The sequence below is a fragment of the Candidatus Nanobsidianus stetteri genome (assembly GCF_003086415.1).
Classification (GTDB): Archaea; Nanobdellota; Nanobdellia; order Nanobdellales; family Nanobdellaceae; genus Nanobdella; species Nanobdella stetteri_A.
This window is the reverse complement of record NZ_QEFP02000006.1, coordinates 1-18261: the sequence shown is the minus strand read 5'-3', so window position 1 is coordinate 18261 and position 18261 is coordinate 1. Positions and strand designations below refer to the sequence as shown.

At 26.5% G+C, this 18261-nt stretch carries 20 protein-coding genes and 1 tRNA gene; 15 read left to right on the top strand and 6 right to left on the bottom strand.

Going from position 1 to position 18261, the window contains the following annotated elements; genetic code table 11:
* The first annotated feature begins 1 nt into the window (after position 1).
* The 10 genes from DDW03_RS01255 to DDW03_RS01210 all read left to right on the top strand — a co-directional run bounded on the left by DDW03_RS01255 (position 2) and on the right by DDW03_RS01210 (position 10587).
* On the top strand, positions 2–1804 hold the full coding sequence (locus DDW03_RS01255) for a DNA-directed RNA polymerase subunit beta (RefSeq protein ID WP_228615255.1): 1803 nt from the start codon (positions 2–4) through the stop codon (positions 1802–1804).
* A gap of 2 nt (positions 1805–1806) precedes the next feature.
* Positions 1807–4476 carry a DNA-directed RNA polymerase subunit A' gene (locus tag DDW03_RS01250; protein ID WP_228615254.1) on the top strand — a complete coding sequence of 890 codons (2670 nt, stop codon included), beginning with the start codon at positions 1807–1809 and terminating at the stop codon, positions 4474–4476.
* On the top strand, positions 4427–5521 hold the full coding sequence (locus tag DDW03_RS01245) for a hypothetical protein (protein WP_228615253.1): 1095 nt from the start codon (positions 4427–4429) through the stop codon (positions 5519–5521). The genes DDW03_RS01250 and DDW03_RS01245 overlap by 50 nt, the downstream gene beginning before the upstream one ends.
* Positions 5522–5547: 26 nt before the next feature.
* Positions 5548–5820, top strand: a complete 273-nt coding sequence (locus tag DDW03_RS01240) for a ribosomal L7Ae/L30e/S12e/Gadd45 family protein (RefSeq protein ID WP_228615252.1) — start codon at positions 5548–5550, stop codon at positions 5818–5820.
* Positions 5813–6241 carry a 30S ribosomal protein S12 gene (locus DDW03_RS01235; RefSeq protein WP_228615251.1) on the top strand — a complete coding sequence of 143 codons (429 nt, stop codon included), beginning with the start codon at positions 5813–5815 and terminating at the stop codon, positions 6239–6241. Before DDW03_RS01240 ends, DDW03_RS01235 begins: the two co-directional genes overlap by 8 nt.
* A gap of 84 nt (positions 6242–6325) precedes the next feature.
* Positions 6326–7141 (top strand): hypothetical protein, encoded by an 816-nt coding sequence (locus DDW03_RS01230; RefSeq protein WP_228615250.1) that lies wholly within the window; start codon positions 6326–6328, stop codon positions 7139–7141.
* A 31-nt stretch (positions 7142–7172) separates the two neighbouring features.
* Entirely contained in the window at positions 7173–7778 is a 606-nt protein-coding gene (locus tag DDW03_RS01225; RefSeq protein WP_228615249.1) for a 30S ribosomal protein S7, read from the top strand.
* A gap of 31 nt (positions 7779–7809) precedes the next feature.
* Positions 7810–8295 (top strand): pyruvoyl-dependent arginine decarboxylase, encoded by a 486-nt coding sequence (locus DDW03_RS01220; RefSeq protein WP_228615248.1) that lies wholly within the window; start codon positions 7810–7812, stop codon positions 8293–8295.
* A 37-nt stretch (positions 8296–8332) separates the two neighbouring features.
* Positions 8333–9694, top strand: a complete 1362-nt coding sequence (locus DDW03_RS01215; protein ID WP_228615247.1) for a cytochrome ubiquinol oxidase subunit I — start codon at positions 8333–8335, stop codon at positions 9692–9694.
* Positions 9694–10587, top strand: a complete 894-nt coding sequence (locus DDW03_RS01210; RefSeq protein WP_228615246.1) for a hypothetical protein — start codon at positions 9694–9696, stop codon at positions 10585–10587. Before DDW03_RS01215 ends, DDW03_RS01210 begins: the two co-directional genes overlap by 1 nt.
* Here the strand turns inward: DDW03_RS01210 and xerA are convergent.
* From xerA to DDW03_RS01185, 5 genes are all read right to left on the bottom strand, one after another.
* The gene (xerA, locus tag DDW03_RS01205; RefSeq protein ID WP_228615245.1) at positions 10579–11418 is read right to left on the bottom strand and encodes a site-specific tyrosine recombinase/integron integrase; all 840 of its coding nucleotides are present in this window, start codon (positions 11416–11418) and stop codon (positions 10579–10581) included. The genes DDW03_RS01210 and xerA overlap by 9 nt on opposite strands.
* Before the next feature lie 186 nt (positions 11419–11604).
* A complete protein-coding gene (locus tag DDW03_RS01200; protein ID WP_228615244.1) occupies positions 11605–12231 on the bottom strand; it encodes a hypothetical protein in 627 nt (208 codons plus the stop codon).
* Positions 12232–12325: 94 nt separating this feature from the next.
* Positions 12326–13189, bottom strand: a complete 864-nt coding sequence (gene rplJ, locus DDW03_RS01195; protein WP_228615243.1) for a 50S ribosomal protein L10 — start codon at positions 13187–13189, stop codon at positions 12326–12328.
* Between the two features lies 1 nt (position 13190).
* A complete protein-coding gene (locus tag DDW03_RS01190; protein WP_228615242.1) occupies positions 13191–13844 on the bottom strand; it encodes an uL1 family ribosomal protein in 654 nt (217 codons plus the stop codon).
* Positions 13845–14029: 185 nt separating this feature from the next.
* Positions 14030–14509, bottom strand: coding sequence for a 50S ribosomal protein L11 (locus DDW03_RS01185; RefSeq protein ID WP_228615241.1), 480 nt, complete (start codon positions 14507–14509; stop codon positions 14030–14032).
* A gap of 39 nt (positions 14510–14548) precedes the next feature.
* Between DDW03_RS01185 and DDW03_RS01180 the strand changes: the two genes are divergently transcribed.
* Together DDW03_RS01180 and DDW03_RS01175 are read left to right on the top strand one after the other, a co-directional pair.
* Positions 14549–14734, top strand: a complete 186-nt coding sequence (locus tag DDW03_RS01180; RefSeq protein ID WP_228615240.1) for a hypothetical protein — start codon at positions 14549–14551, stop codon at positions 14732–14734.
* Positions 14716–15153, top strand: a complete 438-nt coding sequence (locus tag DDW03_RS01175) for a transcription elongation factor Spt5 (protein ID WP_228615239.1) — start codon at positions 14716–14718, stop codon at positions 15151–15153. Before DDW03_RS01180 ends, DDW03_RS01175 begins: the two co-directional genes overlap by 19 nt.
* Here the strand turns inward: DDW03_RS01175 and ftsZ are convergent.
* Positions 15146–16219 (bottom strand): cell division protein FtsZ, encoded by a 1074-nt coding sequence (gene ftsZ / locus DDW03_RS01170; protein WP_228615238.1) that lies wholly within the window; start codon positions 16217–16219, stop codon positions 15146–15148. The genes DDW03_RS01175 and ftsZ overlap by 8 nt on opposite strands.
* 95 nt (positions 16220–16314) lie before the next feature.
* On the opposite strand from ftsZ, the gene DDW03_RS01165 reads away from it, so the two are divergent.
* From DDW03_RS01165 to DDW03_RS01155, 3 genes are all read left to right on the top strand, one after another.
* Positions 16315–16893 carry an FKBP-type peptidyl-prolyl cis-trans isomerase gene (locus tag DDW03_RS01165; RefSeq protein WP_228615237.1) on the top strand — a complete coding sequence of 193 codons (579 nt, stop codon included), beginning with the start codon at positions 16315–16317 and terminating at the stop codon, positions 16891–16893.
* 33 nt (positions 16894–16926) lie between these two features.
* A tRNA-Lys gene (locus DDW03_RS01160) sits at positions 16927–16999 on the top strand.
* A gap of 73 nt (positions 17000–17072) precedes the next feature.
* Positions 17073–18261, top strand: a 1189-nt coding sequence (locus DDW03_RS01155) for a DUF2341 domain-containing protein (RefSeq protein WP_228615236.1), incomplete at its 3' end; no start/stop codon positions are given.

Here is an 18261-nt window from a genome sequence, read left to right as displayed (position 1 = left end):
AATGGCATATGAGGTTTATATAGATGGTATTTTTGTTGGATATGTGGATGATGCTAATAAATTTATCGAAGAATTTAAGGAAAAAAGAAGAAAAGGTATTATCCCATATTTTGTAAACATATATTTTGATGAAACAAGAAATGTTGTAGAAATATTAACTAGAAAGGGAAGAATTTTAAGACCTTTAATTGTTGTAAAAGATGGAAAACCATTATTAACAAAAGAACATATTGAAAAATTAAAGAAAGGAGAAATAAAATGGTCAGATTTAGAAAAGGAAGGTATAATTGAATGGGTTGATCCTGCAGAAGAAGAAAATTTAAATGTTGCGTTATATCCTGAAGATATAAAGGAAAATACAACTCACTTAGAATTATCTTCTTTAGTAATATTTAGTATAGCTACATCTTTAGTTCCATTTTCAAATAGAAATCAATCTGCAAGATTAAATAGAGGTGTTAGACCACAGAGGCAGGCTCATGCTATATATTCTTTAAACTTCCATAATAGATTTGATACTGATATATCAATATTATATTATCCACAATACCCGATTACTAGGACATTTTCTTTTAATATATTTAAGGATGATTATGCAATAGGACAAAATGTAATTGTTGCCGTAATGACACAGGAAGGATATAATATTGAAGATGCAATTATCATGAATAAAGGTTCAATAGATAGGGGTTTATTTAGATCTGTATATTTTAGATCTTATGAAATAGAAAGATTAAGATATTCTGGAGGATTACAAGATGAAATTACAATTCCAGATCCTTCTGTAGAATTATATAGAGGAAAGGATAAATATAAAAATTTAGAAGAAGATGGGATTGTTGCTGTCGAATCATTTGTAAAACCAGAAGAAGTACTTGTTGGTAGGGTATCACCTCCAAGATTTATTGGTTTAACTTCTGAATCTATTGTAACAGGTTTAAGAAAGAAAGATTCTTCATTAACTACTGGTGGTGGGGAGGAAGGATGGGTAGATAGGGTTGTAATAACAGAATCTGATGATGGAAATTTACTTGTTAGGATAAAATTAAGAGACTTAAGAATCCCAGAACTTGGAGATAAATTTTCTGTAAGACATGGACAGAAAGGTGTTTTGGGAATGATTGTTGATCCATCAGATATGCCATGGTCATCTTCAGGTCTTGTTCCAGATATAATATTCTCTCCCGCTGGAATTCCTTCAAGAGAAACTTTCGGTTTATTATTAGAATTGCTTGCTGGAAAGGTTGGAAGTTTAAATGGAAGATATGTTGACGGAACACCATGGTATGGAGAAAGTGAGGAAGAATTAAGGAAAGAATTACTATCTTTAGGATTTAGAGAAGATGGAACAGAAACATTGTATAATCCTTTAACCGGAGATGAATTTAAAGTTAAAATATTTATTGGAAGCATTTATTATTTAAGATTAAAGCATATGGCAAAGAATAAATTACAGGCAAGAGCAACAGGTCCTGTTACATTATTAACAAGACAACCAACGGAAGGTAAATCAAAGAAGGGTGGTTTGAAGTTTAGTGAAATGGAACATGAAGTCCTTGCTGCTCATGGTGCTTCTATATTATTAAGAGAAATGTATTCTTCTGATGATACACCTATTTATGTTTGTGAAAAATGTGGTTCTCTTGCTGTTGAAGATAATATAAGAAATAGGGTTTATTGTCCTATTTGTGGTGAAACTGAAAAAATATCAAAAGTTAAAGTTTCTTATGCGTTCCATTTATTATTAAATGAATTAATCTCTCTTGGAATTTGGCCTAGACTTAAGTTAGATTATAAGTTTTAATGATGAAAGATATATTTTTCAAAAGAATTTCTGAAATTCAATATTCTTTATTGAGTCCAGATGCAATAAGAAAAATGTCTGCAGCAAAAATAATTGTATCAGAATTATATGATGAAGATGGAACTCCCATAAGGGGTGGATTGATGGATTTAAGATTGGGAGTAGTAGATCCAAGTTATGTATGTGAAACATGCGGAAAAACTGCAGGAAAATGTTTGGGACATTTTGGTCATATTGAACTGGCAAGACCAGTATTGCATCCGGAATTTTTACCAATTGTTAAAGAATTGGTAAATGCTGTTTGTCATAATTGCGGTCATGTAAAATTAACAAAAGAAGAAAGAGAATTTGCATTAAATAAAATAGAAAAGTATAGGCATTCAAGAAGATGGAATAGATTATATAAATTTATAGCTAAGTTTGTATATTCCAAAGCTAAGAAAAGATCAAAATGTCCTGTATGCGGATATGAAAATCCAAAAGTTGAATTTAGAAAACCATTTTACTTCTATGTTAAAGATAAGGAAAATGAAAGAAGAATGTATCCCGTCGAAATTAGAGCAATATTTGAAAAAATACCAAATGAAGATTTACCATTAATTGGATTTGATCCTTCATATTCTAGACCAGAATGGATGATATTAACAGTTTTACCAGTACCTCCAGTAACAATGAGACCTTCAATAGTTTTGGAAACTGGTGAAAGAGCAGAAGATGATTTAACTCACAAATTAGTTGATATTGTAAGAACAAATCAAAGATTAAAAGAAGATATAACAACAGGGGCTCCACAGGTTATTGTAGATGATATATATAATTTATTACAATATCACATATTTACGTATTTTAATAATACTTTACCATATGTTCCAAAGGCTCAACAGAGATCTGGAAAGCCATTAAAATCATTGGTTGAAAGAATCTCTGGAAAGGAAGGAATAATTAGAAGATATTTACTTGGAAAGAGAATAAATTATAGTTCAAGGGCAGTTATTACTCCAGACACAAAAATAAAACCAAATGAGGTTGGAATACCATTATATGTTGCAAAAACATTGACAGTTCCTGAAAGGGTTACTGAATGGAATATTGAAAAAATGAAGGAATATATATTGAATGGACCTGAAAAATATCCAGGCGCAAATTATGTAATATCTCCAGATGGAAGAAAAAGAATAATTACTGAAGAAAATAAAGAAACACTTGCTTCAATGATTGCACCAGGATGGATTGTTGAAAGACATTTAACGGATGGAGACATTGTATTATTATTAAGATATCCATCTTTACATAGATTGTCAATGATGGGTCATTATGCTAGAGTACTTCCTGGAAATACCTTTAGGATAAATCCAATAATATGTAGACCATATAATGCAGATTTTGATGGAGATGAAATGAATGTATTCTTACCAAGAAGCGAAGAAGCAAGAGCAGAAGCAGAATTTTTAACAGAAATATCAAATAATTATATTACTCCAAGATATGGAGATTTTATTGTCGGTATGATCCAAGAAATGATAACAGGATTATATTTAATAACACAAGATGATGTAAAAATACCGATTAATCAGGCTGCACAGTTAATATATATGTCAAATGCCAATGATAAAGATTTAGATAAGTTGTCTAATATTATTAAAAAAGCAAAAGAGGAAGGAAGAGATTATTTAACTGGAAAAGAAATTGCTTCAGTATTCTTACCAGATGACTTTAATTTTGAAAATGATAAAATAAAGATAGAAAATGGAATGATTGTTAGAGGATATTTGGATTCAAGTTTAATAAAAGCAGAAAAGGGAAGATTATTTGTTATATTATATAAATTATATGGAAAAGAATATGTAAATGATTTATTAGAAAAATATAGTTTATTAGGAATATATTATCAATATAATTTGGGAATTACAATGTCCATTTCTGATTTTGATTTACCAGAAGAGGCAAAAGAGGAAATAAAAAAGATAATAGATGATACAGAAAAAGCAGTAGAAGATTTATATAAACAATATACTGAAGGAACCCTTGAAAGGATTGCTGGTAGAAGTTTACAGGAAACATATGAATTAAAATCTATGCAGGTAGTATCTGAAAGTGTTACAAAAATACAAGACGTTCTTAGAAAATATATGAAAAAAGATACAGGTACATATATTATGTCTGTAACTGGTGCAAGAGGTGATTGGCAAAATGCTGTTAGAATGGCTGGGTCTTTAGGATTTCAAGCATTTAGAGGGAGATTTATAGACTTTGGTTATAGGGGAAGAAATTTATCAATATTTGAGAGAAATATATATCATCCAAAATATCATGGTTGGGTAATAAGTTCTTTCAGGGAGGGATTAAAACCATGGGAAATGTTCTTCCATGCATTACCTGGTAGAGACTCTTTAATGGATACTGCAATAAGAACTGCTCAATCCGGATACTTCTATAGAAGATTGGTATTAAGTTTATATGATCTTCATGTAAATGATGATTTAACTGTTAGAGACGCATATAATAGAATTGTACAATTTGTATATGGAGGAGATGGAGTTGCAGTACATAAGTCAATAAATGGAAAATTAAACGTAGATTTACTGGCCCAAATTTTAAAACCTTATGTAGAAAATAATAAAGATGGAACTACCGGAAAAAATAAAAAAGGATCTAGAAAAAATAGAAGATGAAAAATTAAGAAAAAAAGTAGAAGATTTTTCATATAAATTTATAATAGATCCAGGTGAACCTGTTGGTATAGTTGCTGCTCAATCAATTGCAGAGCCAACAACACAGATGATATTAAGATCATTTCACTTTGTAGGTATATCTGCTCAACAGGTTTCTTTAGGTTTACCTAGATTAACAGAAATAACAGATGCAAAAAAGAAAATGAAAAGAAAATATATGATAATAAGGTTATTGGATGAATATAAAAATGATTTAAATGTGGCTCAAAGTGTTGCAAAAAAGATAAAGGAATTATTATTAGAAGATCTATTGTCATCAATAACAATAGATGTATTTGAAAATAAGATAATAATTACTTTGGATAAAGAAAAATTGAAAAAGGAAGAATTAACATTTGATGAAGTATTTAGAATAATAAAAAAGAAAATAAAGAAATATAAGGTTGAGAATGATAAACAAAATATATATATAATTGCTCCCAAATTATCTGCAAAGGAATTATATTTGCTTAAAGAAATGATAAAGAAGATATTAATAAAAGGAATAAAGGGAATTAAGGATGTAACTATACATAAAGAAGATAATGAATATGTAATATATACTATTGGATCTAATCTATTGGAAGTTATGAAAATACCAGAGGTAGATTATACAAAAATATATACAAATGATATAAGAGAAATAGAAAGGGTATTGGGAATAGAAGCTGCCAGAGCTGCTATATTACAAGAATTAGTTAAATTATATGAACAACAAGGTCTTAGTGTAGATGTAAGGCATTTTATGTTGGTAGCAGATATGTTAACATGGTATGGAATATATTTAGGTATAAATAGATATGGACTACATGCAGAAAAAGAATCTACATTATCAAAGGCAGCGTTTGAAACTCCAGTTTCTATATTTGTTAGATCTTCAATAATGGGACAATCTGATAAGGTATTGAGTGGAATAGATAATGTTATAATGAATCAACCAATATATTTAGGTACAGGTTTATATGATGTATATTTTGTAGGAAATAGGAAGGAAGATAAGGAATAAAAATATTTTTTATATAGATAGATTTTATGGTAACATTTGATGATTTAAGAAAGAAAATTGTTGATGAGAAAAAAATAGTTATTGGGTATAATAGAACTTTGAAAATGATTAAAAGGGGAAAAGTAGAAAAGATATTTTTAGCAAAAAATGTTCCAGAAAATATAAAAAAGGATATAGAATACTATCAGAAATTGGGAAATTTTGAAATAGAGGTATTGAATTATTCAAATGAAGAGGTAGGTTTGTTATTGAAAAAGCCATTTAAAATTTCTGTTATATCTATATTAAAGAATGGCTAATGGATTGTTTGCTGCTAAGAAATTAATTGAAAATAGAAAAAAGTTTAGATGGAGTAAGAAAGAGTGGAAAAGAAGGATATTAAAGTTAAAAGAGAAATATGATCCTTTGGAAGGAAGTCCAATGGCATCTGGAATTGTATTAGAAAAAGTACAGATTGAAAAAAGACAGCCATATTCTGGAATGATAAAATGTGTAAAAGTTCAATTAAAGAAAAATGGAAAAATTGTTACAGCCTTTGCTCCAGGAGATAAGGCAATAAAATATATTGATGAGCACGATGAAGTATTAATAGTTGGAATAGGTGGACCAAAGGGAAGAACTATAGGTTCAATACCGGGGGTAAGATATAAGGTAATACTAGTAAATGGACAACCCTTAGAATTATTAAGAAAGGGTAAGATAGAAAAAGCCAGAAGATAGCTTTTTAAAGAAATTATAAAGAGATAGTCGTTATTTTTTGATAACGAAATCAATATTTATATAATTTTAATACATAAAAAATAAATGGTATATGACTTATTGATATCTATAGGTTATTTTATTGGTTTTTTAGTATTAGGTGGTATAATAGGTTATTTTGTTGGATGGATAGTATATAAAGTATTGAGCTGGCTATTTGCGAAATATATAAAGATAGAGAATATATATGAGAAATTAAAGTCAACATTTAGCAAAATGCCAGAAATAAATGTAGCAGCCTTATTATCATATTTAGCTGGAATAATATTGGGAATATTAGTATTTAATAGTGTATTATCATTGATGCCAAATATATTAACAGCAACACAATATAGTTATGTATCAAATATATTGCAATTGACAATGACAGTTTCTTCAACATTATTATTAATATCAGTAGTTGTATTAATAATAGCAGCTGGTATAATATTTTCAATATTCTTTACATCATATCTATATATATTAATTGAAGGATATAATTCATATGTAGCAGAATTATTGAAATTATTATTATTCTTAGGATTTGTATGGATAATAACATATTATTCTTTAGAATTGTTAGGATTCCAATATACATTGTTTGATAATATAATAGGTGTATTTGTAATATTATCAATTGGATTAATTGTAATGAAGTATATAACAGAAAATATAAGTGAAAATGCATATTATAAAAATGTAAGACCATTTATTGAAGTATTTATATATTCAATATTTGTTATTTCATCATTATCAGTATTAACTGTTGGATATTCAAATATTTCAGCAAGTGTAGAAAGTATATTTGCATGGGGATTTGTAATATTGTTTGTACTAACATTAATACCAGTTTTAGTTAAGGCAATAAGAGAATCAGAATAATTTTTTAATTTATCTTTTAATATTATTTTTAATGGTGAATGATATTAATGATTTGAAATTTCTTGGAAGATGGAAATATGAAGTAGATGTAGAAGATGAAACATTAAGGGCATTTATGAATTTGAAGCCATATATTGTTCCAAAAACAAATGGTAGATATCAAAATAGAAGATTTGGAAGAAGAAATATTCCAATTATAGAGAGATTAATTGGTAGATTAATGACACCAGGTCATTATGGTGGAAAACATAAATTTACATCATATTATGCTTCTGGAGAATATCATAAAGTACTAAAAATATTAATAAAGGCATTTGAAATAATTGAAAAGGAAACAAAACAAAATCCAATAAAGGTATTGACAAAGGCAATAGAAAATGCTGCTCCAAGAGAAGAAATAACAAATATAGAAATGGGTGGTGCAAGATATCCAAAAGCAGTTGATATTTCTCCTTTAAGAAGGATTGATTTAGCTATAAGACATATTGTTTGGGGAGCATATCATAGTTCTAGGAATAAAAAGGATATGGCAAGTGCATTGGCAAAAGAAATAATAAATGCATATAAAAATTCTGTAGAATCATTTGCAATACAGAAAAAATTAGAGTTAGAAAGGTTGGCATCATCTTCTAGATGACTTATAAATAATAAAATTAATTTTTTATTTTATGACCCCGCGGAGTCTGGTACCAAAGAAGGTTTTCTTTACTTCTGGTGTAGGTATAGCGGATGACCCATTGTTGAGTTTTGAATATGCATTGAGAGATGCAAAAATAGAGAGGTTTAATTTAGTTCCAGTATCTAGTATAGCACCACCAAATGTAAAAATTATAGATATAGATGAAGGATTAAAATATTTAAAGGCGGGTCAAATTGTATTTTGTGTTTTATCTAGATTTACTTCTAATGAAGAGGGTAAAGAAATATTTTCATCAGTTGGAGTAGCATTACCTAAAGATAAAAAATATAATGGATATTTTACAGAATATCATGGATATTATACTGGAAAAGAAGAAGGATATGCAAAAGACATGGCAAAAAGTATGTTAAAATCTATATATAATATAGAAATAGATAAGGAATTTGAAATATTTAGAAAAGCAAAGGTAGAAAAATATACTACTGTTATATCAGCAGCAATATTTATTCTTTAAATAAAATTTTTTTAAATATATAAACTATAAATATTTTATGTTATCTGTATATGATATTGATAGGATTGTTTTTGCATCTTCTCTTGCTATACATATTATAATAGCATCAATTACAATTGGAATGCCTTTTGCAGTTGGAACATTAGAATTATATGGAATATTAAAGAAAGATGAAAGTATAAAAAATTTAGCTCAAAGAATATCAACATTAATATTAGTCTTATTTGCAATAGGAACATTGTCTGGTACAATTGTTGCTGTTGAAATGTATATATTATTTCCAAAATTTATGCAAATAGTGGGTAATACAGCAATTATATCATTATATATAGAAATTTTAGCATTCTTTTTGGAATCTTTATTTGTTGGTATATATTTCTACTCATTTAAAAAATATAGTAATTCTATATTACATCCAATATTTATGTATTTAATTGGAATATTTGCAACTATGTCTGGTTTTTTAATAATAACATTAAATGCCTTTATGAATTATCCTGTAGGAATTGAATATTTGAATGGTCAATATATTGATATAAATCCATATTCCATATTTTTTACTCCAATAGAATTTATTGAAGTATCCCATGGAATTTTAGCATCATTAGAATTTGGTTTATCAATATTTGTATTAATTATTTCATATAAAATATTGAAAGAAAAGGATATTGAAAATATAAAAATATATGGAAAAGCTTTGAAATTGGTAATTCCCATATTATTCTTATCAATATTATTATTAGGAATATTTGGAATAAATTCAATAGATACATTGGCAAAATATCAACCAGTTAAATATTCAATATTAGAAGCTAATTTGAATGGAAATATTTCTAATGCACCAGAAAATTTATTCGGAATTGTTACAAACAATTATACATTAATTGATTCAATACAAATTCCAAATTTGCAAAGTTTATTGTTATATGAGAGTTTTAATCCAAATACAATTGTTCCTGGAATATATGCAAATGAATCCTATATACCTTCACCAAATGATATTACTATAGCACATAATTCTTTTGATATAATGGCAATATTTGGATTCTTAATATTCTTTATATCATTATATGGATTAATCTCTTTAATAATTTCAAAAGAGGATAAAAAAGATAAAAAATTTACTTTAAATCCAAAATATACATTTTATATGAATAAATTATTATTATATGGATTGATATTATTATCAGTGTTATCTTTAATTTCTTTGGAAACTGGATGGGTTGCTGCAGAAGTTGGAAGACAACCATGGACAATATATGGAATATTATTAACAATTGATGCTGCAAATTTAAATCCAGGAGTTGTTCCTATTGCAATAACTTTTGAATTAATATATATAGCATTATTTGTTTTATCTATATGGGCTATAAAAAGATATTTTATTAATAAATTATGATGATCTATTCATTTTACTTTTATACATATATATTTTTAATTGCAGCAACAATTTTATTACTTATAGGAATAGAAATAGCCTTGGCATTATCATTCTTTATAAATAATGATTTATACAAAAAATATGAAAATTTGTTCTTATCAATGTGGGAAATAACAGGTACATCAATTGTTTTCTTTGTAGTACAATATGAAGCTTTATTACCATCATTATTAATTCCAGTCGCATATTCATTTTACCCATTAATATTTATTATATTATTTTTATTCATATTTAGAAATATTGGAATAGGATTTTTTGAAGGGAAAAGTATAAATAAGGAATATAGTAAAAGAGATATATTGATATATATATTTGGAACTTTAATAATGGCAATATTATTGGTTTCTATATTATCTACAGCTATTACTGGTTATGGTATTAAAATTATAAATGGAAATATTGTTTGGGGACCTTCCATTATATTTAATTATTTTACATTATTATTATTGTTATCAACAATATTATTTGTTTTGGGTATCCTTGGATATATATTTAATGTAAAGAAGTTTAAAATATATGGATTAATAGGATATTTGTTAGTATTATTAGATATATATTTGTATGAAAATATAATATCTTATTTATTTATCTTTCCACTAATAGTATTACTAATATTAACATTTGTGAATTTAAAGGATATTGTACAAAGAATATTATTCATAATTTCTCATTATTTAAATGCATTGATATTGGCAACATTGTTATTTCCATATATATTCGGAACAATTAATATAAATTCATTATTATCTCAAAGTTTACCATTATTATCCGCAGAATTTATAGTATCAATTATAATAACAATAGTAGTAATTGGAATATATTATTTTGAAATAAAAACAATTTTAAGCTAGCTGGTTTTCAAAAACTTTATTATATATTTCTTTTAATTGGTTTGGAACAACGTGAGTATATATTTGTGTAATATTTAATGAACTATGACCTAGTATTTCTTGTATATATCTTATATCAACACCTTTTGATAATAATGTTGTTGCAAGAGAATGTCTTAATACATGCGGAGTTACTTTTTTATTTATCCCAGCTTTCTTTGCAACATTTTTTATAATTCTTTCAACTTGCCTTGATGATAATGGAAATATATTTTCAGTATTTATTTTATTTATATAATCTTTCAATTCATTTAATAAATCTTTTGGTATTGGTACTATCCTTTCTTTTCCACCCTTTCCATATACTTTTACAAAACCCTCTTCAAAAATTATATCATTCTTTTTTATTTTTATCAATTCAGAAACTCTTACTCCAGTATAAAATAGAAACTTAATAATTAGTTTGTCTCTATAATTTTCTGCATTTTCTAGTAATTTATTTAGTTCATCATATGTAATAAATTTTGGCAATCTTTTATCTACCTTTGGAGCTTTTATTTGCTTTGCTAAACTTTCATTGTCTAAGAATTTTAAGAATGAAGATATAGCTCTAACATATAATCTTAATGAATTGGAATCCAATTTTTTCTTAACCTTTATTTCAGCTAAAAATTTTAGAATTAGATTTTTATCTAATGAATCATTAATAGATCTTGTATCTGTAATAATTATTCCATTATTTATCAGAAATTCTAAAAATTTCTTTATTACACCAGAATATGTTTTTATTGTATTTTTAGATTTTCCCTGTATTTCTAACCATACTTTATATTCCTCAATGATTTCATTCATTTATATTTCAAAAACTTTGTGATATAAAAATTTTAAATCATAAAAATATTATAATTTTATCCCTACCTGCCATGCACTGGGGATATATGAACCAGTTCCTCCAGGTAGGGAAGAATAATGATGTGGTTGGCTTGAAACTGAAAAATGATGAATACGGCTACGCTGATAAAAATTCTGCAATATTTTTTATAATATATCTAATATATCTGACTTTTTTACCTCTTTTAATATTTTTTCCATAATATTCCTAGCTTCCAAAGAGTATTCTGGATATTTTTTAGAATATTCGTTGAATATATTTTCAAGCAATTCTTTATCATAACCATATTCGTTCATTAAATAGCCTAGTACTTTTATACTATAGAAGTCCTTTTTTTCATTTAAATATGTAAATATTTTGTCTACATATAGATATTCAAGTTTAGCTACATATAATTTTATTTTCTTCTTTTTTATTATCTTTCGTTCTATTTCTATTTCATTATACGGTATTTTCTTGTCTTTAAATAATATAATTACGCTAGGACCCTCTTTATATTCGATTTCAATATTATCGCCATATTCATTATATTTTGTTTTTTGCGTATATAATATTTCTTTTATATGTTTCTTTTTACGTTTGCTTATTGCAAGCTCTATATATTTGAATTTTCTATTATAAGGTAAACTATAATAATGTTCATACACAACTATAGCTATTTTACCTATTAATACGGGTTTTACATCATCAAGCAGTTCTAATATACTTTCAAGGTTTCTTATTGTAAATTTATAAGATAATTTGCGACTTTTTTGTGGTTTCATATACATCATATATGATAATAATTAGGGAAATATTTACGAATTTTACTAATAATGTACCCACTAAAAAATAAATCCCAAATATTCCAAAAAATACTAAAAAAGACTATTCTTTAATATTTAATTTTTCTTTTAATGTTATAGATCTTCTGTTTGCAATTTTTAATAGTTCTTCTATTGTATCTTTTGTTGGTATTCCAGTATTTAATGATAATTTTACTAAGTTTTGATATGCTTTTGTTAATAATATCTTTATATTTTCTTTTGTTGGGAATGAAATTTCTACTGCCAATAATATAGCTTTTCTAAATCCAGATCTTAATTGATTTATATATTCTTCTAAAGGAGTTGATAATATATCATATGTATATAATGTTTTTCCATCATATACTAATAATAATTTTATTTTTACAGGTATTGGAGTTATATTAAATTTCTGTAATAATGATACCAATCCACTATCGACTTTTTGACCTTTTTTTGCTACTACCGTATCTTCAGTTATAACAATTTTTCCATTTTCAACCTTTGTTTTTATATTGTATTTCTTTAATTCAGTTAATACAGGACCAGGTGTTAAATTTGTTGGCCCAGCTCTTATTATTACATCCTCTTCCAATATATCTCCCTCTTTAGCTGATCTATAACTCTTGTTTTCTTCCAATATTTTGTTTAATAAGAATGGATTTATTTCCTCTTTTGGTAATATTAATAGAACTGTAATTCTTTTATTTTCTTCAATTATATCTATCATCTTTTTAATATTTGGATCATTAATTCTTTCTAAAGCTTTAACGAAAAGGTTCTTTTTAACAACTTTAACATCAATACCCATTTCTTTTAGCTTTTTTCTAATTACCTGTAAAGAATTTGTTGGAATATCCATTATATTTGCTATTCCAATTACCTTAGAATTTGATAATTTAGAATATAAATCGTTTACATATAATATCTTTTGTTGGGATACCATTTTACACTATTCTTATAGAATCGCTCATTGTTAGCTTTATATAAACACTCTTTATACTATTCTTATTTCCAGGAACCCTATTAATAAAATATTCTAGTACATGATTGGCATTTTCCAATATATCTTCATACTTCATATCTTCAGTTCCAATTGGTATACCAATTGTTTTATGATTCTTTACAACAATTCTAACCATATTTTGTAATCTATTATAAATTGATCTTAAGAAATCTTGATTTGTATTATCTGGAATTATCATTCCATATTTTGGGTTTGGCATTTTATTTTTTGTAGATAGATATTTACCCAAATATCTTCCTAGATCTGCCATGGTTGATGCTTGTGCTACAAAAATATAATATCTTCTAACCAATTTTTTTGCTTCCCTCTTATTTTCAGAAATTTCCTTTATTTTATCTTTAACTAATACAAAATCAAATATTTCTTTTGCAGGTTTTTCTAATTCTGGTCCAACAACTGCAGCAATTTTTATTTTCTTCCCTCTACCTTTAGGTAATTCAACATATTCCGTAAATCTATTTTCGCTTTTGTTCAAATCATATTCTTTCTTTAAATTAATTATTAACTCTACTGTTTGTTTAAATCTTCTCTTTTTTGATTTTTCTATAAGTGATTGGATACTTTTAACATCCATAGAAAAAAGAAATATAGAATATATTTAAAAATTATTTTTTAGCGAATAGTTCTATAATATCCTTTATTGATTTTTTAGATGAGAAGTATTTCTTTATATAATGTCTTATAATCAAAAAGATTATAATAAATGATATAATTATCCCGGATATTAGACCAATAAAAAAACTTAAAATATCAAACATATCATTTTAATAGATTATCATACAAACCCTGATCTACTTCTTTTATTAATTCTTTTGGATTTCTATTATTTACTGTTAATCCCATAGATAAAGCTGTCCCCAAAACCATTTTTACTGCAGATTTTAAATTAGTAGTATTTAAATCTTTCATTTTCATTTTTGCAACTTTTATTATTTGTTCCATTGTAACATTTCCAACTACTTCATCTGGTTTTGTTCTTTTTGCAACTTCTATATTTGCTTCTCTTTTTAATAATGATGATGTTGGTGGTAATCCTACCTCTATTTCATATTTTCTTGTTTCTGTATCTACTATTATTTTTACAGGTACTTGTAAACCTTTGAATTCTTTCGTTGCTTCATTTATCTTACTTATTACTTCTCCAACGTTTAATTTTAATTGACTCAATTTTGGTCCTATATTTGGTCCTGGTTTAGCATTTCCACCTTCTACTAATAATTCTATAACTTCCTTGCCCATATAGATTTGTTTTTAAAATATATTTTAAAGATTATATAGATGGGTATTATTGATAGTATAAGGGAAATGAAGGAAATATATGAAACAGCTAATAAACCTACCTGGGATGAAGTAAAGAAATTGGTTTATGTTACATTATTATTCTTTGCATTAGTTGCAGCTATTGTATTGCCTATATTTATAAGTTTACAGTATAGTATAATGATATGCCAATATACGCCATAGTTGTAACATCTGGAAGAGAAGAACTTGTTGCAGATATTTTAGCAAGTGAAGGAAAAAATGGAAAGTATGCTATATATTCTATAATGCAAATACCTGGTGTAAAAGGATATCTATTTGTCGAAACAACGAATTCTTTAGAATTACAGAGAGCTGTATTGGGGATAAGACATGTTAAAAGAGTAATACCTCAAGAAATTCCAATAGAAGATTTATTGAAATACTTTGAAGAAGAAAAAGTTAAATATGACATAAATGATATAGTAGAAGTATTATCTGGAGCATTTAAAGGAACTAGAGGAAAAATAATAAATATAGATGAAAAGAAAAAGGAAGTAACAATAGAATTAATTGATGTTCCAGTTCCTTTACAATTAAATGTACCTATAAATAGCTTAAAATTAATAGAAAAATCTAAATAACTTCAATTCCAAGGTCGCTTTCTAGCTTTTTCTGTTCCTCAGGTTTTAATTCTTTTTCACCAGATTTTATTCCTAATACAAATGATGGAGGAGCTTTTAATTTTGTAATTGTTAATGATACTCTTACATAGTTCTTTTTATCTTCTTCAAATGTAATACCTTGTATTATTTTTGCTTTTGGATCTAATACAGATTTTACTGTATCTAATATTTTATTTATATCTGTAGGTGTTACATCTGGTGATGCAACAATTCTTACCAATGCAGCTTTTGCTCCTGTTGCATCTACATCAACTAATGGATTATTTAATGCTCTTTGAACAGCTTCTGTAGCTTTATTTTCTGAATTTGATTCTCCAACTCCAAATACACCATATCCAGAACCAGATACAATTGATCTAAAATCTGCAAAATCTACATTTATATATCCTGGTTTCGTTAATAATTCTGTTAGATCTTTTAATGCATTTGCTAATAATGAATCTGCAACTTTAAATGCCTGCATCAATGGAATATTTGGATATAAAGCTTGTAATTTATCATTTGGAATAATTACCAATAAATCAACATTATTTTCCATTTTTTCTAAAGAATATAAAGCATTATCCCATATATTTGCACCTTCTACGGAGAAAGGCCATGTACATATAGCAATTACCAATGTTCCCATCTTTTTTGCAATTTCAGCAACAACTGGAGCTACACCACCTCCAGTTCCTCCACCTAGACCACAGGTTATAAATACAACATCAGAACCTTCTATTGCTTTTTTCAATTCTTGCTCAGATTCTTTTGCAGCTTCCTCTCCAACTTTAGGATCTTTTCCTGCACCCAAACCTTTTGTTAATTGTTTTCCTACCAATATTTTTTTATGTGCTTTTGTTATTAACAAATGTCTAACATCAGTATTTACTGCTATTAGTTCTGGGCCTTCAATTCCCATACTATATAATGTAGAAATTGTATTACTTCCACCACCGCCACATCCGATAACTTTTATTCTCTTTGTTGCTTGTGCTAGATATTCTTCTAGTTCTTTATCAAAAATCTCCGTATCATTAACCATTAAATTTTTTTGAAAATAAAATTAATAAAATTATCTTTTTTAGATAATCAAAAATTTTAAATAATTTATATAAACTTTATTTAGATTTTTCATCAATGGTAAAGTGGGTTGAGATTGAGTATTCAATATATGATCAAGATAATAGATTATTAGAAAAAACAAATGAACCGGTAATAATACCTTTAGGATATAATATATTGAATAAAGAAATTGAAGAAAAGTTGGTTAATGCAGAATATGGTAAAGAATATAGCTTTTTATTAAAAAGACCTTTTGGAGAAAGAGACCCAAGTTTAATTAAAATAATACCTATTAGTGAATTTTATAAAAGAAATATAAATCCAATACCAAATTTGGTTGTAAATGTAGATAATATGGTTGGTATTATAAGATCTGTAAATAGTGGAAGGGTTATTGTAGATTTTAACCATCCATATGCTGGTAAAGATCTGTTATATGTAATAAAATTAAATAGAGAAGTTACAGATTTAAAAGAAAAAATTTTGGGAATATTAAGTATAACATATAATATCTCTAAAAATAATATTGATGTAAATATTGATGAGAATAATAAGAAAATATCTATAAATATTAAAGATTTGAATTTAAGTAAAGAACAGAAAGAGATCATAAAAAATTTCATACCAGAAATAAAAGATTATAATATAGAATAATTTATAATTTCTTTTTATCATAAAATTTATATTGGGCCCGTAGCTTAGTTGGTAAAGCGTCGGGCTCTTAACCCGAAGATCGGGGGTTCGAATCCCCCCGGGCCCGGGTTCGATTATTATAAATGATTAAGGTTATTAATAATCATAATTTTATATTGGACAATATTTTCTAATATCTTATGGATATAAAGAAAAGAATATACTTTACTATAATAAGTTTTCCATTATTAATTTCTACATTTAGTATATATTCACAGATAGGAGGAAATGTTGTTGGAAGTAATAGTGCTCAAACAAATAGTATAACATTACCTCAAGGAAATATATATTATTGTGTTGCTGCATCAGATTCTGGAGTATATCCTATATTGATATCAAATACACAAAACATTCCAACTCCTTCCTCATTTCAACAAGATATAGCAATATGTAATGGAAATATAAATATAGGTCCTAATTTCGCATATATAAATAATGCAACATTATTTAATCAAATAAATCCAAATGGACAAAATGTTTATTTTGTAAATAGTTCTGGAAATATTTTATATTCATGGTATGAAGGACAATTAAATTATAATGGAGTTACATGTGATGTTTGGTGGGTTAACATACCTCAAGGAATTCCTGCTAATAGTAATGTAACAATATATATGTATGTAGGAAATAGTAGTGCCAATTATTATTCTCAATATTATCCATATGTTGGTGCACCTATACAAGTTTTAGGTACTTCTCAATATGATAATGGACAAAAAGTATTTAATTATTATCAAAACTTTGGAAATCTAAGTTCATTACCTTCACCATGGACTTATGTATATAATAATCAAAATAGTGTTTCTTTTTCTACAAATTATACAATTATCCCATATTCATCTTCTGGTAATGAAGGTATTACTACAACAGTAAACTTTAATATACAAAATAATATATTACAAATTTATGCTTCTGTTCCAACTACAAGCGGTACAAGTTGGGATTATATAAGTTTAGGTGTAGGTGCAGCAAATAATAAAAATACATACTTCATTGGTGGCGGAGGTGGGCTTATAGCTGGTGGTAATAATAATGGTGCTGCATTTACATATCCCAATTCAGGAAATACTGGTAAATTTAATTTATACGTAGGGACTTCTAATGTAGGAAGTACAACATATAATTATGCTCCAACAATATATGAAATTGGATTTTCTAGTAGTTATACATATTTCTTAGTAAATTATACTCAAATATTGAGTACTACAACAATACCTGGCTCATTTAGTTTACCAATAACAATAGGACAACAAAACTCGGGTAATAATATATACTTATATTGGGTTTTATTAAGATCATTACCACCTAATGATGTAATGCCTTCAATTT

Bases quoted from the DNA above. Each gene is read 5' to 3' on its own strand.
- DDW03_RS01255 (WP_228615255.1), top strand. From the start codon at position 2: ATGGCATATGAGGTTTATATAGATGGTATTTTTGTTGGATATGTGGAT.
- DDW03_RS01250 (WP_228615254.1), top strand. From the start codon at position 1,807: ATGAAAGATATATTTTTCAAAAGAATTTCTGAAATTCAATATTCTTTA.
- DDW03_RS01245 (WP_228615253.1), top strand. From the start codon at position 4,427: ATGGAACTACCGGAAAAAATAAAAAAGGATCTAGAAAAAATAGAAGAT.
- DDW03_RS01240 (WP_228615252.1), top strand. From the start codon at position 5,548: ATGGTAACATTTGATGATTTAAGAAAGAAAATTGTTGATGAGAAAAAA.
- DDW03_RS01235 (WP_228615251.1), top strand. From the start codon at position 5,813: ATGGCTAATGGATTGTTTGCTGCTAAGAAATTAATTGAAAATAGAAAA.
- DDW03_RS01230 (WP_228615250.1), top strand. From the start codon at position 6,326: ATGGTATATGACTTATTGATATCTATAGGTTATTTTATTGGTTTTTTA.
- DDW03_RS01225 (WP_228615249.1), top strand. From the start codon at position 7,173: ATGGTGAATGATATTAATGATTTGAAATTTCTTGGAAGATGGAAATAT.
- DDW03_RS01220 (WP_228615248.1), top strand. From the start codon at position 7,810: ATGACCCCGCGGAGTCTGGTACCAAAGAAGGTTTTCTTTACTTCTGGT.
- DDW03_RS01215 (WP_228615247.1), top strand. From the start codon at position 8,333: ATGTTATCTGTATATGATATTGATAGGATTGTTTTTGCATCTTCTCTT.
- DDW03_RS01210 (WP_228615246.1), top strand. From the start codon at position 9,694: ATGATCTATTCATTTTACTTTTATACATATATATTTTTAATTGCAGCA.
- xerA (WP_228615245.1), bottom strand. From the start codon at position 11,418: ATGAATGAAATCATTGAGGAATATAAAGTATGGTTAGAAATACAGGGA.
- DDW03_RS01200 (WP_228615244.1), bottom strand. From the start codon at position 12,231: ATGATGTATATGAAACCACAAAAAAGTCGCAAATTATCTTATAAATTT.
- rplJ (WP_228615243.1), bottom strand. From the start codon at position 13,189: ATGGTATCCCAACAAAAGATATTATATGTAAACGATTTATATTCTAAA.
- DDW03_RS01190 (WP_228615242.1), bottom strand. From the start codon at position 13,844: ATGGATGTTAAAAGTATCCAATCACTTATAGAAAAATCAAAAAAGAGA.
- DDW03_RS01185 (WP_228615241.1), bottom strand. From the start codon at position 14,509: ATGGGCAAGGAAGTTATAGAATTATTAGTAGAAGGTGGAAATGCTAAA.
- DDW03_RS01180 (WP_228615240.1), top strand. From the start codon at position 14,549: ATGGGTATTATTGATAGTATAAGGGAAATGAAGGAAATATATGAAACA.
- DDW03_RS01175 (WP_228615239.1), top strand. From the start codon at position 14,716: ATGCCAATATACGCCATAGTTGTAACATCTGGAAGAGAAGAACTTGTT.
- ftsZ (WP_228615238.1), bottom strand. From the start codon at position 16,219: ATGGTTAATGATACGGAGATTTTTGATAAAGAACTAGAAGAATATCTA.
- DDW03_RS01165 (WP_228615237.1), top strand. From the start codon at position 16,315: ATGGTAAAGTGGGTTGAGATTGAGTATTCAATATATGATCAAGATAAT.